13 protein-coding genes are annotated in these 13,491 nt (G+C 68.3%); 9 read left to right on the forward strand and 4 right to left on the reverse strand.

The window, feature by feature from the left end; translation table 11 throughout:
* Positions 1–92 precede the first annotated feature (92 nt).
* On the reverse strand, positions 93–950 hold the full coding sequence (gene tcdA / locus ACT2FV_RS29675) for a tRNA cyclic N6-threonylcarbamoyladenosine(37) synthase TcdA (RefSeq protein WP_124900993.1): 858 nt from the start codon (positions 948–950) through the stop codon (positions 93–95).
* Positions 951–1,078: 128 nt separating this feature from the next.
* On the opposite strand from tcdA, the gene pdxH reads away from it, so the two are divergent.
* The 3 genes from pdxH (at position 1,079) to ACT2FV_RS29690 (ending at position 4,417) form a co-directional block, all read left to right on the forward strand.
* The gene (pdxH, locus tag ACT2FV_RS29680) at positions 1,079–1,723 is read left to right on the forward strand and encodes a pyridoxamine 5'-phosphate oxidase (RefSeq protein WP_444505268.1); all 645 of its coding nucleotides are present in this window, start codon (positions 1,079–1,081) and stop codon (positions 1,721–1,723) included.
* 130 nt (positions 1,724–1,853) lie between these two features.
* Positions 1,854–3,074 (forward strand): SAM-dependent methyltransferase, encoded by a 1,221-nt coding sequence (locus ACT2FV_RS29685; protein ID WP_059607982.1) that lies wholly within the window; start codon positions 1,854–1,856, stop codon positions 3,072–3,074.
* 23 nt (positions 3,075–3,097) lie between these two features.
* The gene (locus tag ACT2FV_RS29690) at positions 3,098–4,417 is read left to right on the forward strand and encodes a DUF72 domain-containing protein (protein ID WP_444505269.1); all 1,320 of its coding nucleotides are present in this window, start codon (positions 3,098–3,100) and stop codon (positions 4,415–4,417) included.
* 40 nt (positions 4,418–4,457) lie between these two features.
* Here ACT2FV_RS29690 and msrA read toward each other — a convergent pair whose 3' ends face one another.
* Positions 4,458–5,018, reverse strand: coding sequence for a peptide-methionine (S)-S-oxide reductase MsrA (gene msrA, locus ACT2FV_RS29695; RefSeq protein ID WP_444505270.1), 561 nt, complete (start codon positions 5,016–5,018; stop codon positions 4,458–4,460).
* 545 nt (positions 5,019–5,563) lie between these two features.
* Here msrA and ACT2FV_RS29700 point away from each other — a divergent pair.
* The 3 genes from ACT2FV_RS29700 (at position 5,564) to ACT2FV_RS29710 (ending at position 8,416) form a co-directional block, all read left to right on the forward strand.
* The gene (locus tag ACT2FV_RS29700) at positions 5,564–6,970 is read left to right on the forward strand and encodes a selenium-binding protein SBP56-related protein (protein WP_444505271.1); all 1,407 of its coding nucleotides are present in this window, start codon (positions 5,564–5,566) and stop codon (positions 6,968–6,970) included.
* Positions 6,967–7,632: a hypothetical protein gene (locus tag ACT2FV_RS29705; protein ID WP_444505272.1), complete on the forward strand. Its 666-nt coding sequence runs from the start codon at positions 6,967–6,969 to the stop codon at positions 7,630–7,632. The genes ACT2FV_RS29700 and ACT2FV_RS29705 overlap by 4 nt, the downstream gene beginning before the upstream one ends.
* Positions 7,633–7,906: 274 nt before the next feature.
* Entirely contained in the window at positions 7,907–8,416 is a 510-nt protein-coding gene (locus ACT2FV_RS29710) for a flavin reductase family protein (RefSeq protein WP_059465659.1), read from the forward strand.
* Here the strand turns inward: ACT2FV_RS29710 and ACT2FV_RS29715 are convergent.
* On the reverse strand, positions 8,403–8,903 hold the full coding sequence (locus tag ACT2FV_RS29715) for an Lrp/AsnC family transcriptional regulator (RefSeq protein ID WP_059607977.1): 501 nt from the start codon (positions 8,901–8,903) through the stop codon (positions 8,403–8,405). The genes ACT2FV_RS29710 and ACT2FV_RS29715 overlap by 14 nt on opposite strands.
* Before the next feature lie 130 nt (positions 8,904–9,033).
* Between ACT2FV_RS29715 and kynB the strand changes: the two genes are divergently transcribed.
* The 3 genes from kynB to kynA all read left to right on the forward strand — a co-directional run bounded on the left by kynB (position 9,034) and on the right by kynA (position 11,990).
* Positions 9,034–9,675 carry an arylformamidase gene (kynB, locus tag ACT2FV_RS29720; protein ID WP_124621458.1) on the forward strand — a complete coding sequence of 214 codons (642 nt, stop codon included), beginning with the start codon at positions 9,034–9,036 and terminating at the stop codon, positions 9,673–9,675.
* A 40-nt stretch (positions 9,676–9,715) separates the two neighbouring features.
* Complete coding sequence (gene kynU / locus ACT2FV_RS29725) at positions 9,716–10,969, forward strand: kynureninase (RefSeq protein ID WP_264160568.1); 1,254 nt, start codon at positions 9,716–9,718, stop codon at positions 10,967–10,969.
* Positions 10,970–11,063: 94 nt separating this feature from the next.
* Positions 11,064–11,990 carry a tryptophan 2,3-dioxygenase gene (gene kynA, locus ACT2FV_RS29730; RefSeq protein ID WP_059607974.1) on the forward strand — a complete coding sequence of 309 codons (927 nt, stop codon included), beginning with the start codon at positions 11,064–11,066 and terminating at the stop codon, positions 11,988–11,990.
* Positions 11,991–12,017: 27 nt separating this feature from the next.
* On the opposite strand, the gene ACT2FV_RS29735 is transcribed toward kynA, so the two are convergent.
* Positions 12,018–13,415, reverse strand: coding sequence for an MFS transporter (locus ACT2FV_RS29735; protein WP_059608015.1), 1,398 nt, complete (start codon positions 13,413–13,415; stop codon positions 12,018–12,020).
* Between the last annotated feature and the right edge of the window lie 76 nt (positions 13,416–13,491).

The raw sequence follows: 13,491 nt of genomic DNA on the forward strand, positions 1-13,491 counted from the left end.
GCCGGGCCGCGATGGCCTGGCCGAATCGCGTTGCCGCGCGCGGCAGGTCTGCCGCGCCGCGACATTGCCTTGCGCGTCGACCGGTTCCCCGATCAGCCCGCGGCCCGCGCCGCGATCGCGCGCAGCGCATGCGCGGCGGCCGCGAAGCCGAAGCTCGCGGTCACGCATACGCTCGAACCGAACCCCGCGCAGTTGAGCCCCGCGACATGCGCGGCGGCGGACGGCTCCGCGCCGTCCTCGATGTCGCACGCGGCCGCTTCCGGATAGATCAGCGGCTCGTCCGAATACACGGCGCTGACCTTGAAGCGCGCCTTCGGCCCGCGCGGAAAGCCGTGCTGCTTGCGCAGCTGCGCGCGCACCTTCGACAACAGCGGATCCTGGATCGTCAGCGCGAGATCGTCGATGCGGATGCGTGTCGGGTCGAGCTGCCCGCCCGCGCCGCCGACCGTGACGAGCGGCTGCCCTTTTGCGATGCACCACGCGATCAGCGCGACCTTCGTGCGTACGCTGTCGATCGCGTCGACCACGTAGTCGAAGCCGCCGCCGAGCAGTGCGTCGAAGTTGTCGGGTTCCGCGAAATCCTCGATCCGGTTCACACGGCAAGCAGGATCGATCAGCGCGATCCGCTCGGCCATCGCGTCGACCTTCGGCTTGCCGTAATTGCCGTCGAGCGCGTGGATCTGCCTGTTCGTATTGCTTTCCGCGACGTTGTCGAGATCGATCAGCGTCAGCGTGCCGATCGCGCTGCGTGCGAGCGCCTCGGCCGTCCACGACCCGACGCCGCCGATGCCGATCACGGCGACGTGCGCGCGTTCGAACGCCGCGAGCGCGGGGGCGCCGTACAGGCGCGCGATGCCGCCGAAGCGGCGCTCGCGATCCACGTCAAGCTGGATTGTCGGGCTCGGGGTAAGATCAGAAGAACTGTGCGGGGCAGTGTCGGCAGCGGGCATGGCAGCAAGGAAAACGTAAGTCGTGCAGCCCTCTATTTTGCCTGAACTCCCCGCCGGCACGCGCCCCTGTGCACGCACGATTCTCGCGCGTTCGCTATACTGGCCCCAGATTGAAGCGTTTGCATAACATGACGACTCTCGCCGATCTCCGCATCAATTACTCGCGTGCTTCGCTCGACGAAGCCGACGCCGCCCCGAACCCCTTCGCCCAGTTCGATCGCTGGTTCAAGGAGGCGCTCGCCGCCAAGCTCCCCGAGCCCAACACGATGACGCTCGCCACCGTCGGCGACGACGGCCGGCCGTCGGCCCGCATCGTGCTCATCAAGGGTGTCGACGAACGCGGGTTCGTCTTCTTTACCAATTACGAAAGCCGCAAGGGCCGCGATCTCGCCGCCAATCCGCACGCGGCGCTGCTGTTCTACTGGATCGAGCTGGAGCGCCAGGTGCGCATCGAAGGCCGGATCGAGAAAACCAGCGCCGACGAAAGCGACCGCTATTTCGCGTCGCGCCCGCTCGGCTCGCGCATCGGCGCGTGGGCGTCCGATCAGAGCGCCGTGATCGACAGCCGCGCGACGCTCGAAGCGCGTGAAAAGGCCGTGACCGAACGCTACGGCGAGAACCCGCCGCGCCCGCCGCACTGGGGCGGTTACCGCGTCGTGCCCGACGCGATCGAGTTCTGGCAGGGCCGCCCGTCGCGGCTGCACGACCGCCTGCTCTATACGCGCGACGACGTGGCAGGGTCGGGCTGGACGATCTCGCGCCTGTCGCCGTAAGCGCGTCTGCCGTGGTGCCGGCGCGCGCCGGCCGTGTCTCGTGTTGCATCCGGGCGCCCGCCTCGCAAGGGGCGTGCGCCGGTCAAGATACTTGGCTGTATTCGATTCAACGAACAAACGGAGAATCCAAATGTTCTGGGAAAAGAAGCTGGCACAGTGGGCGGACGAAGTACGGGCGAAAGCGAACATACCGGCGCGACTCGTGCTGTGGAACGGCGATCAACTCGATTTCGGCACCTTCAGCGCGCCGCAGGTCACGCTCAAGGTCAACAGCGCGTCGGCATTGCCGCTCCTGCTCGAACCGAGCCTCGACAATCTCGGCGAGGCGTACGTGAAGGGCAAGATCGACATCGAGGGCAGGCTGTCGGACATCATCAACATCAGCTACTCGCTCGCGCGCAGCACGGTCACCAGTGCGAGCAAGCTCGCGCGCGTGAAGCGCTACTTCAATCACACGAAAAACACCGACAAGAAGGCGATCCAGTATCACTACGACGTTTCGAACGCCTTCTACCGGCTGTGGCTGGACGAAAACATGGTGTATTCGTGCGCGTACTTCGAGAACGGCGACGAGGATCTCGCGACCGCACAGATCAAGAAGATCGACCATATCCTGACCAAGATCCGGCTCGAGCCCGGCCAGCGCCTGCTCGACATCGGTTGCGGCTGGGGCGCGCTCGTGCTGCGTGCCGCGCAGAAGTTCGGCGCGACGTGCCTGGGCGTGACGCTGTCACAGAACCAGTTCGATCTCGCGACCGCGCGCGTGAAAGCCGCCGGGCTCGAGGACAAGATCGAGATCCGCCTGCAGGACTACCGCGAGATCGAGGGACAGTTCGACCGAATCACGAGCGTCGGGATGTTCGAGCACGTCGGCCGCAAGAACCTGCCCCTCTATTTCTCGCGCGTGCGCGACCTGCTGACCGACGACGGCATCGCGATGAACCACGGGATCACGTCGACCGACGCGGAAAGCGGCGAAACGGCGCTCGGCGGCGGCGAATTCATCGACCGCTATGTGTTCCCGGACGGCGAGCTGCCGCACATCAGCCTCGCGCTCGAAGCGGCGCAGCGCGGCGGGCTCGAGGCGATTGACGTCGAAAGCCTGCGGCGGCACTATGCGCGCACGCTCGAAATCTGGACCGAGAACTTCGAGGCGAAGGCGGAAGAGGCGCGCACGCTCGTCGACGACGAAAAATTCCGCATCTGGCGCGTGTATCTCGCCGGTTGCGCGTATGCGTTCGAGCACGACGACGTGTCGATCTTTCAGATCGTGTGCCGCAAGGCCGGACGCAGCGCGAAAACGCTGCCGTGGTCGAGGCGCTACATGTACGAACACACGCTGCCGCGCTAGGCGGCACTTCACGCTGGGCATGCATGGGTGACGGCAGGACGCGGCGCAGCACGACGCCGCAACGACAGCAGCGCGACGAAGCGGACGGGTCGCACGCCGAGGGGCAGTTCGACCTGTTCGGCGCGTCGCCCGACGACGCGCGCACGGCCGCGCCTGCAAACGACGACAACCCTGCAGGCGCCGGCGAACGCGCGACGCCGGACGAACACGACGCTGCGCGACCGGCAAAGTCGCCCGCGCGCACCGGCCGCGCATCGCCCGGCGCGTGCGCCGACCAGGAACCGGAACCGTCCCCTGCTTCCGGCCTGCTGTGGGACGAACCGTCGCCGCCGACCGCGCCGCCGAAGAAGGTCCGGCGTCGGCGCGGCGTGCCGCCAGCACCGGTTTCCGCGGAAGTCGCCGACGCGGCGGCCGCGCTGCCGCCGAACGTGCGCCTCGGCACATCGTCGTGGTATTTCCCCGGCTGGGACGGCATCGTCTACGACGGCGATTTCGCGCAGACGAAGCTGTCTCGCGAGGGGCTCGAGGCGTACGGCGCGCATCCGCTGCTGAAGAGCGTGAGCCTCGACCGGTCGTTCTACGGGCCGCTGTCGGTGGCCGACTACCTGCGCTACGCGCAACAGGTGCCGGACGATTTCCGCTTCGTCGTGAAGGCGCCGGCGTCCGTCACCGATGCGGTCGTGCGCGGCCGGCGCGGCGAGCCGTCGGGCCCGAACCCGACCTTTCTCGACGCGCAGCTCGCCACTCGCGAATTCGTGCAACCGTGCCTCGAAGGGCTCGGCAGGAAGGCCGGCGTGCTGGTGTTCCAGTTTTCTCCGATGCCCGATCATCTGCTCGCCGAACCGGCCGCGCTGATCGACCGACTGTCGGCATTCTTCGCGGCGCTGCCGACGCTGCCGCCGGACGCCGACGGCACGCGCTACGCGATCGAGATCCGCGACGCGAGCCTGCTCACGCCGCGCTTCATCCGCGCGCTCGCGACGCTCGGCGTGCGCTACTGCGTCGGCCTGCATGCGCGGATGCCCGACCCGCTGCGCCAGGCAGCCGCGCTCGCGCTGCTCGACGGCGATGCGCCGGGCCCGCTGATCGTGCGCTGGAGCCTGCATGGCGGCTTCAAGTACGAACAGGCAAAAGCGAAATACGAGCCGTTCGACAAGCTCGTCGACGAAGATCCGGCCACACGCTCGGCGCTCGCCGAACTGGCCGCGCGCTACGCGCTGGCCGGACAGCCCGTGATCATCACGATCAACAACAAGGCGGAAGGCTCCGCGCCGCTGTCGTGCCTCGCGCTCGCGCGCGAGATCGCCGCAGCTTGCGCGCAGTGGCGCAGCGAGGCGGCGTAAGCATCGCTGCGCGGGCGCCGCTTGCGCGTCGGCGAACCGGTTACGCGCCGCGCAGCGACTTCAGCCGGTGCGAGAACTTCTGGCGGAATTTCGCGAGCTTCGGCCCGATCACGACCGAGCAATAGCCCTGCCCCGGATTGCGCGCGTAATAGTTCTGGTGATAATCCTCGGCCGGCCAGTAGTTGCCGTCGAGCGGCACGACCTGCGTGACGATCGGCTGCCCGAACACCTGCTCGCGCTCCAGTTCGCGGATCACGTCGAGCGCGACGTCGCGCTGCGCGTCCGAATGTGTGAACACGACCGAACGGTATTGCGTGCCGACGTCGTTGCCCTGCCGGTTCAGCTGGGTCGGATCGTGCGTCGCGAAGAAGATCTCGAGGATATCGCGATATCCGATGCGCGCCGGATCGAACGTCACGTTCACGACCTCCGCGTGACCGGTATCGCCGTCGCATACGTCGCGATAGCCGGGATTGCGCGTATGGCCGCCTGCATAGCCCGACTGGACGGCCGTCACGCCGTCGACGTCGAGAAACACGGCCTCCGTGCACCAGAAGCACCCGCCGCCTACAGTCGCGGTTTCAAGCATCTCGTTCACCATGAAATCATTACCTCGTTGATGACAACGGCCGGCACGCGGGCGCGCGCCGGGGTCGCCGGTCCGTATCGCCGCGGCCCGGTTGCCCGGTGCGCAGCGGCAGCGTTCAAGTATCTCACTCGTGCGCGAATCCGGCAGAACGGCATGCGCGCCGCGCACCACCGGCCGCGCGTTTCTCGTCTACACTTAGGCACGCCTCGCCGCAACGGCACACCGTCCGGCTGCGCGCAGCGTCCGATGCATGCCCGTCCTGATGCCAACATCATCCGCCGGAACATCGATATGCACGCCTCAGCAGACAGCGCCCGCATCGCGGGCCCGACCGCCGTCGCTTTCACCGCACCCTCGCGCCGCCGTGCGCCCGTTGCGCCGCATGCGCGGCGATCCGGCGCACCGCGTTTCCCTGCTTTCCCGACCTGATGCACCGCACCGCGCGTCCTCGATCGCGCGGCCGCCGGGGCATTCCCGTCACGCAACCTGTTCGACCCGCACGTTCGCAGCGAACGTCCGTGCACCCGTGATCCGATACGACCGAGAGAGGCACCACGATGAGCATGCGGCCTGACCCGACATTTCACGCTTCGCCGGAACTTGCGATGCAGGCGCCGGCGGAGGAATTTGCCTATACGTTGTTGCTGAGCCCCGATTTTTCCAGACCCGACGCGCTCGCCGTGATCGACGTGAAACCCGGCTCGGCGACCTACGGCAAGATCGTGCACACGGTGACGATGCCGAACACCGGAGACGAATTCCACCACTTCGGCTGGAATGCGTGTTCGTCGTCGCTGTCGCCGCTGACCGGCCACGCATTCCTCGAACGCCGCTTCCTGATCATCCCGGGCCTGCGTTCGTCGCGGATCTACGTGATCGACACGAAGCCGCACCCGGCTCAGGCGCGCATCCACAAGATCATCGAGCCCGACGAGGTGTTCGCCAAGACCGGCTATTCGCGGCCGCATACGGTTCATTGCGGCCCCGAAGGCATCTACGTAAGCACGCTCGGCGGCGCGGGCAAGGACGGCACCGACGGCGCGCCCGGCATCTTCATCATGGACTGCGAGACCTTCGACGTGCTCGGCCGCTGGGAGATCGACCGCGGCTCGCAGGACAAGCATTACGACTTCTGGTGGAACCTGCCGCGCGACTACATGGTGTCGAGCGAATGGGCGCTGCCGCCGCAATTCGAGAAGGGCATCGTCCCGGAGGACTTGCTCGCGAACAAGTACGGGCACCGGCTGCATTTCTGGGACCTGCGCGCGCGGCGCAACGTGCAGACGATCGATCTCGGCGCGCAGCACCAGATGGCGCTCGAGGTGCGGCCCGCGCACGATCCGGTGCGCGAATACGGGTTCGTCGGCGTCGTGGTCGACACGACCAATCTCGAAGGCTCGATCTGGACCTGGTGGCGCGAAGGCGGCCAGTTTCATGTGAAGAAGACCGCGACAATTCCGCCCGAGCCGGCCGCGGCCGACGAACTGCCGCCGCTGCTCCAGGGTTTCGGCGCGGTGCCGCCGCTCGTGACCGACATCGACCTGTCGCTCGACGACCGCTTTCTGTACGTGTCGTGCTGGGGCACCGGCGAGATGCGCCAGTACGACGTGTCGGATCCGCATCATCCGGTGCTCGCGGCGTCGGTGCGTATCGGCGGGATCGTGCGCCGCGCGCCGCACACGAACGGCCGCGCGTTCGCCGGCGGCCCGCAGATGGTGGAAATCAGCCGCGACGGCCGGCGCGTGTACTGGACCAACTCGCTTTACTCGACGTGGGACGACCAGTTCTATCCGGACGGCGTGCCGGCCGCGCAGGTGCTCGCGCATGCGGGGCCGGACGGCGGGCTGACGCTCGCCGACGACTACTGGGTCGACTTCCCCGACGGCTATCGCGCACACCAGATCCGGCTCGAAGGCGGCGACTGCTCGACCGACTCGTTCTGCTATCCGTCGGTCAAGCGTTGAGCGCCGGCCTCTCCGCGCCGCTCGCGCTGTGGGCGGCCGTGCTCGCGAGCGGCGCCTATCACGGGCTCAATCCGGCGATGGGCTGGCCGCTCGCGGTGTCGAACGCGCTGATGACGCGCCGCGGCGGCGCGCTCGTTGCGGCGCTCGGCTATCTCGCGCTCGGCCATGCGCTCGCGGTATTCATGGTGATGCTGCCGTTCGGGCTGCTTGCCGCGCTGCTTGCGTGGCAGTCGGCGATCCGGATCGGCGCGAGCGTGCTCGTGATCGGCTTCGGCGTGGTGCTGCTGATCCGGCGGCGGCATCCGCGTGCGCTCGCGCGGATACCGCCCGCGCGGCTCGGGCTATGGTCGTTCGCGGTTGCGCTCGCGCACGGCGCGGGGCTGATGCTGGTGCCGATCTACCTCGGGCTCTGCGGGTTCGACCGGGACGCCGGCCATCGCGCGGCGACCACGCTCGTCGATGCGCATCTCGGGATGGCACTCGTCGTCGCGGCCGCGCACGCAGCCGCGATGTTCGGCGCGGGCGGCGTGCTCGCGTGGCTCGTGTACCGCTATCTCGGGCTGAAGTTCGTCGCGCGGAGCTGGTTCAATCTCGATGCGGTGTGGGCGTCCAGCCTGATCCTGACGGGCGCGCTGTCGCTCAGGCTGGCGGCGGCGCGATAGCGCCCGGCTCGCGGAGCGGCCTCGGACGGCGCGCAACGAAAGGCGCGAGAACGACCGTTCCAGCACCACGCCGGCGCCGCGCGACAGTGTTCGCTACCTCACGCTAGCCCCGCGATGCGCCGTCCGCACGGGTCCGGCGGTCGCGATTCCGCTAAAATCGGGCCATGCGCACCACTTCCCAATCGACCGCCCTGGCCTTGTCGCCTTTCGTCCGCCGCGCCCGTTGCAGCCGCCGCGCGCCGCGCCCGTCCGTTTCGTTCCGGATGGCCGCCCGATGAACCACGCCACCCCGCCGGATTTCGACTCGGCCGCCTTTCGCCAGGCGCTCGGGCAGTTCGCGACCGGCGTCACGGTCATCACGACGCGTGCGCCGTCCGGGCAGCTGATCGGCATCACCGCGAGCTCGTTCAACTCGGTGTCGCTCGACCCGCCGCTCGTGCTGTGGAGCCTCGCGCACAAATCGGCGTCGACCCCGGTGTTCCGCAACAACAGCCATTACGTGGTGAACGTGCTCGCGGCGTCGCAGCTCGACCTGTGCAAGCGCTTCTCGACCTACAAGGGCGACCGCTTCGAAGGGATCGCGCACGCGGCCGGCAACTCGGGCATGCCGGTGCTCGACGGCGCGCTCGCGTGGTTCGAATGCCACAACCGCAGCCGCTACGACGAAGGCGACCATGTGATCTTCGTCGGCGAAGTGGAACGCTGCGGCGTGCGTGCCGCGTCGGATGCCGCAGCGCCGCTCGTGTTCCACGGCGGCGGCTTCCACGGCCTCACACCGCTTTGATCGACCCCATGCGCGCCAGCCCGACCGGCGCGCCCGCTTCGTCCTTCAGCGTCTGCAGCACGATGTTCGAACGGATGTCCATCACGCCCGGCGCCTTGTAGAGCCGGTTCAGCACGAAATCCGAATAGTGCTTGAGGTTGTGCGCGAGCACCCGGAGCAGATAGTGGCTCTCGCCCGTCACGACGAACGCGCCGACCACCTCCGGCCATTCGCGCAGCGCTTCCGCGAAGCGCTCGTGCCATTGATTCTCTTCGTTGCGCATCGACACCTGCACGAACGCCTCGAGCTCGAAGCCGAGCTTCTCGCGACTCAGGCACGCGCGATAGTGCTCGATCACGCCCTGCTCCTCGAGCAGGCGCATCCGGCGCAGACAGGCGGACGGCGAAAGCGAGATCCGTTCCGCCAGGTCGAGATTGCTGATTCTGCCCTCCTCCTGCAGTACCGCCAGAATCCGGCAGTCGGTGGCATCAAGCGTGATCGCGTGCATTTTTGGTCCCCGTTTTCCCTCTGATTCGAATTATCTGCCAATCCAGCGGATTGTCCATGTTTATTTCGCAAGCACTTTCTGCGAGCGTCCGCCTATCATTCGAAGCATCGATTCACCGATTCGTCATGCCATGGACACACTCTGGGACATCTCGCCGCCCGTCAGCCCCTCCACCCCCGTATGGCCGGGCGACACGGCGGTTTCCGTCGAACGCGTCTGGCGGATGGAGGCCGGCTCGCCGGTCAACGTAGCGCGCCTGACGCTGTCGCCGCACACGGGCGCGCACTGCGACGCACCGCTCCACTATGACGCCGACGGCGCGCCGATCGGCGCGGTGCCGCTCGACACCTATCTCGGCCCGTGCCGCGTGATCCACTGCATCGGCGCCTCGCCGGTCGTGCGCCCGGCCGACATCGAGGCCGCGCTGGACGGCGTGCCACCGCGCGTGCTGCTGCGCACCTATGCGCGTGCCAGCGTCGAGCAATGGGATAGCGGCTTCTGCGCGGTCGCGCCCGAAACCGTCGACCTGCTCGCCGCGCGCGGCGTGAAGCTGATCGGCATCGACACGCCGTCGCTCGACCCGCAGGAATCGAAGACCATGGATGCGCATCACCGCGTGCGCGCGCACCGGATGGCGATCCTCGAAGGGATCGTGCTCGACGACGTGCCGCCCGGCGACTACGAACTGATCGCGCTGCCGCTGAAGTTCGCGACGCTCGACGCGAGCCCCGTGCGTGCGGTGCTGCGTGCGCTGCCCGGCCGATCCTCCTGATTCACCGAACCACTGACCCGAGAACCACTGACCCGACATCATGATCAAGACCCGTGAAGACGCGCTCGCCCTCGACCGCGACGACCCGCTCGCCCTGCTGCGCGACCAGTTCGCGCTGCCCGACGGCGTGATCTATCTCGACGGCAACTCGCTCGGCGCGCAGCCGCGTGCGTCGGCCGCCCGCGCGCAACAGGTGATCGGCGCCGAATGGGGCGAAGGTCTGATCCGCAGCTGGAACACCGCCGGCTGGTTCGCGCTGCCGCGCCGCCTCGGCGACAAGCTCGCGACGCTGATCGGCGGCGCCCCCGGCGAGACCGTCGTGACCGACACCATCTCGATCAATCTGTTCAAGCTGCTGTCGGCGATGCTGCGCCATCAGGCCGAGCGCGCGCCGGAACGCCGCGTGATCGTGTCGGAGCGCTCGAACTTCCCGACCGACCTGTACATCGCGCAAGGGCTGATCGAACAGCTCGGCGGCGGCTATGAGCTGCGCCTGATCGACGATCCGGCGGACTTGCCCGGCGCGCTCGGCGCGGACACGGCCGTCGCGATGATCACGCACGTGAACTACCGCACCGGCTACATGCACGACATGCCGGCCGTCACGCAGCTCGCGCACGACGCGGGCGCGCTGATGCTGTGGGATCTCGCGCATTCGGCCGGCGCGGTGCCGGTCGACCTGAACGGCGCGCATGCGGACGGCGCGGTCGGCTGCACGTACAAGTACCTGAACGGCGGCCCCGGTTCGCCGGCGTTCGTGTGGGTGCCACACCGTCATCACGCGCACTTCTCGCAGCCGCTGTCGGGCTGGTGGGGCCACCGCGCGCCGTTCGCGATGCAGCCGGGCTTCGCGCCCGATCCGGGCATCGCGCGCTTCCTCTGCGGCACGCAGCCGATCGTGTCGATGTCGATGGTCGAATGCGGGCTCGACGTGTTCCTGCAGACCGACATGCACGCGATCCGCCGCAAGTCGCTCGCGCTGACCGATGCGTTCATCGCACTCGTCGAGGCACGCTGCGCGGGCCTGTCGCTGAAGCTCGTCACGCCGCGCGCGCATCACCAGCGCGGCTCGCAGGCGAGCTTCGAGCATCCGCACGGCTACGAGGTGATGCAGGCGCTGATCGCGCGCGGCGTGATCGGCGACTACCGCGAGCCGTACGTGCTGCGCTTCGGCTTCACGCCGCTCTATACGCGCTTCGTCGACGTGTGGGATGCCGTCGAGACGCTGCGCGACATCCTGGCCACCGATGCGTGGAAGGCACCCGAGTTCGCCGAGCGCGGCGCGGTGACCTGATCGGCTTTTTGCCCGGCGCGCACCGCGGTTCCATGCGGATTGCGCGCCGCGCCCCCGTCATTCAATTCTGGAGAGAGTCGTGAATTCTGGTCATATGCAGCCACCCGGCGACGATGCGCCGGCGGGCTGCCCGTTCTCGGGCGCCCGCACGGCCCAACCGGCACACGAAGCACCGCACGTGCCGGGCGATGCCTCGGGCGATGCCGGCTGGCACAACGCGCAGCTCGATTTCTCGAAGTCGATGAGCTACGGCGACTACCTGTCGCTGAATTCGATCCTCGACGCGCAGCATCCGCTGTCGCCCGATCACAACGAGATGCTGTTCATCATCCAGCATCAGACGAGCGAGCTGTGGATGAAGCTCGCGCTGTTCGAATTGCGCGGCGCGCTCGACGCGGTGCGTGGCGACGCGCTGCCGCCCGCATTCAAGATGCTCGCGCGCGTGTCGCGCATTCTCGAGCAACTCGTGCAGGCGTGGAACGTGCTGTCGACGATGACGCCGTCCGAGTATTCGGCGATGCGGCCGTACCTCGGCCAGTCGTCGGGCTTCCAGTCGTATCAGTACCGGCAGCTCGAATTCCTGCTCGGCAACAAGAACGTGCAGATGCTGCAGCCGCATGCGCACCGGCCCGACATCCTCGAACAGGTGCGCGCGACGCTTGAGGCGCCGTCGTTCTATGACGAGGTCGTGCGCCTGCTCGCGCGGCGCGGTTTCCCGATCGCACCCGAGCGGCTCGAGCGCGACTGGACGCAGCCGATGCGGCACGACGAGACCGTCGAGGCTGCGTGGCTCGAAGTCTACCGTCACCCGCAGCAGCACTGGGAGCTCTACGAGATGGCCGAGGAACTCGTCGATCTCGAGGACGCGTTCCGCCAGTGGCGCTTCCGTCACGTGACGACCGTCGAGCGCATCATCGGCTTCAAGCAGGGCACCGGCGGCACGAGCGGCGCGCCGTACCTGCGCAAGATGCTCGACGTCGTGCTGTTCCCCGAGCTCTGGCACGTACGCACCACGCTGTAACGTACGCGTGCGTCATGCGCCCGCGCGTCACGACGACGTGCGGGCCAGTTCCTCCCCTTCGCGCGGCAACGCGCGTTCGCGCGTGAGCCGCGGAATGTGCCGCCGCATCGCGAGCAGCGCGACGCACACCACACTCATCGCGGCGGCCAGCATCGTCAGGTACGCCGTCGCACCGCCCGCGGTGATGACTATCGCGCCCGCGAACGCGCTGAGGATCGCGCCAAGCCGGCCGAATGCGAGCGCGCTCGCGGTGCCGGTCGCGCGAACCGCCGTCGGGTAGATGTACGCGCACAGCGCATACATCGTCGACTGCACCGCGTTGACGAACAGCCCGTGCAGACCGAGCCCGACGATCAGCCAGCCCGTGTGGCGCCCCGCATCGACCCCCATCAGCCACACCGCGCTCGCCGCGCCGCCGATGCTGCAGAGCGCGAGCGGCCAGCGCGAACCCGCATGCGTGATCGCCCATGCGCACAGCAGCGCGCCGATCACGCCGCCAAGGTTGTACGCGGTGAGCCCGGAGCCCGCGACCGACACGCTCAGTCCGCTCGCGGCCAGCATCGTCGGCAGCCAGCTGAACGCCGCATACACGGCGAGCAGGCACATGAAGAACGCGCACCACAGCGCGATCGTGTCGCGCGCCTGGCCGGTGGCGAACAGCGCGCCGAACCCGCCTCGTGCGCCGGGCGCGCGTGCATCGCGCAGATCGGTGAACGTGGCGTCGGGCGCGACCGGCCGCTGCATGCGCGCGAGCAGCGCGCCGAGTTCCGGCCAGCGCGCGGGGCGGCGTGCCAGGAAGCGCGGCGATTCGGGCAACGCACGCACGAGCACGAAGCCAAGCACGAGCGGCAGCGCGCCGCCGGCGAAGAACAGCCCGCGCCAGCCATAGCGCGGCAGCACCTCGTGCGCGAACAGCCCGGCCAGCATGCCGCCGAGCGGCACGCAGACGATCGTCGCCGTCACCATCATCGTGCGGCGCCGCGCAGGCGTGTATTCGGCCGTCATCGTCGTGGCCGTCGGCAGCGCGCCGCCGATCCCGAGCCCCGCGCAGAAGCGCAACATCGCGATCGTCGCGACATCCGGCGCGAAGCCGATCGCGCAGGTCGCGATGCCGAACAGGAACACGCTGCCGATCACGGCCTGGCGGCGCCCGAAACGGTCCGCGACGAAGCCCGCACACGCGCTGCCGATGCCCATCCCGATCAGCCCGGCGGCCACCGCCGGCGCGAACGCGCCGCGCGTGATCCCCCATTCGCGGATCAGTACCGGAATCGCGAAACCGATCAACTGCCCGTCGAAGCCGTCGAGCACGATCGCAAGCGCGGCGAGCAGCACCACGCAACGCTGCATCGTCGTGAACGGTCCGTCGTCAAGCGTCGCGCCGATGTCGACCGGGGGCGGTTCCAATCCGTCGCGCATGCTCATGCGACCTCCCGTGCGCCACGCGTCGGCGGCAAGGTGCGCGCACGGCGCGCGGCAAGGCAACGGCATTCGATGACTT

Source organism: Burkholderia sp. PR2 (genome assembly GCF_052372875.1).
GTDB classification, from domain to species: Bacteria; Pseudomonadota; Gammaproteobacteria; order Burkholderiales; family Burkholderiaceae; genus Burkholderia; species Burkholderia diffusa.

Coding starts and splice junctions, on each gene's coding strand:
- tcdA (WP_124900993.1), bottom strand. CDS start 950: ATGCCCGCTGCCGACACTGCCCCGCACAGTTCTTCTGATCTTACCCCG.
- pdxH (WP_444505268.1), top strand. CDS start 1,079: ATGACGACTCTCGCCGATCTCCGCATCAATTACTCGCGTGCTTCGCTC.
- ACT2FV_RS29685 (WP_059607982.1), top strand. CDS start 1,854: ATGTTCTGGGAAAAGAAGCTGGCACAGTGGGCGGACGAAGTACGGGCG.
- ACT2FV_RS29690 (WP_444505269.1), top strand. CDS start 3,098: ATGGGTGACGGCAGGACGCGGCGCAGCACGACGCCGCAACGACAGCAG.
- msrA (WP_444505270.1), bottom strand. CDS start 5,018: ATGGTGAACGAGATGCTTGAAACCGCGACTGTAGGCGGCGGGTGCTTC.
- ACT2FV_RS29700 (WP_444505271.1), top strand. CDS start 5,564: ATGAGCATGCGGCCTGACCCGACATTTCACGCTTCGCCGGAACTTGCG.
- ACT2FV_RS29710 (WP_059465659.1), top strand. CDS start 7,907: ATGAACCACGCCACCCCGCCGGATTTCGACTCGGCCGCCTTTCGCCAG.
- ACT2FV_RS29715 (WP_059607977.1), bottom strand. CDS start 8,903: ATGCACGCGATCACGCTTGATGCCACCGACTGCCGGATTCTGGCGGTA.
- kynB (WP_124621458.1), top strand. CDS start 9,034: ATGGACACACTCTGGGACATCTCGCCGCCCGTCAGCCCCTCCACCCCC.
- kynU (WP_264160568.1), top strand. CDS start 9,716: ATGATCAAGACCCGTGAAGACGCGCTCGCCCTCGACCGCGACGACCCG.
- kynA (WP_059607974.1), top strand. CDS start 11,064: ATGCAGCCACCCGGCGACGATGCGCCGGCGGGCTGCCCGTTCTCGGGC.
- ACT2FV_RS29735 (WP_059608015.1), bottom strand. CDS start 13,415: ATGAGCATGCGCGACGGATTGGAACCGCCCCCGGTCGACATCGGCGCG.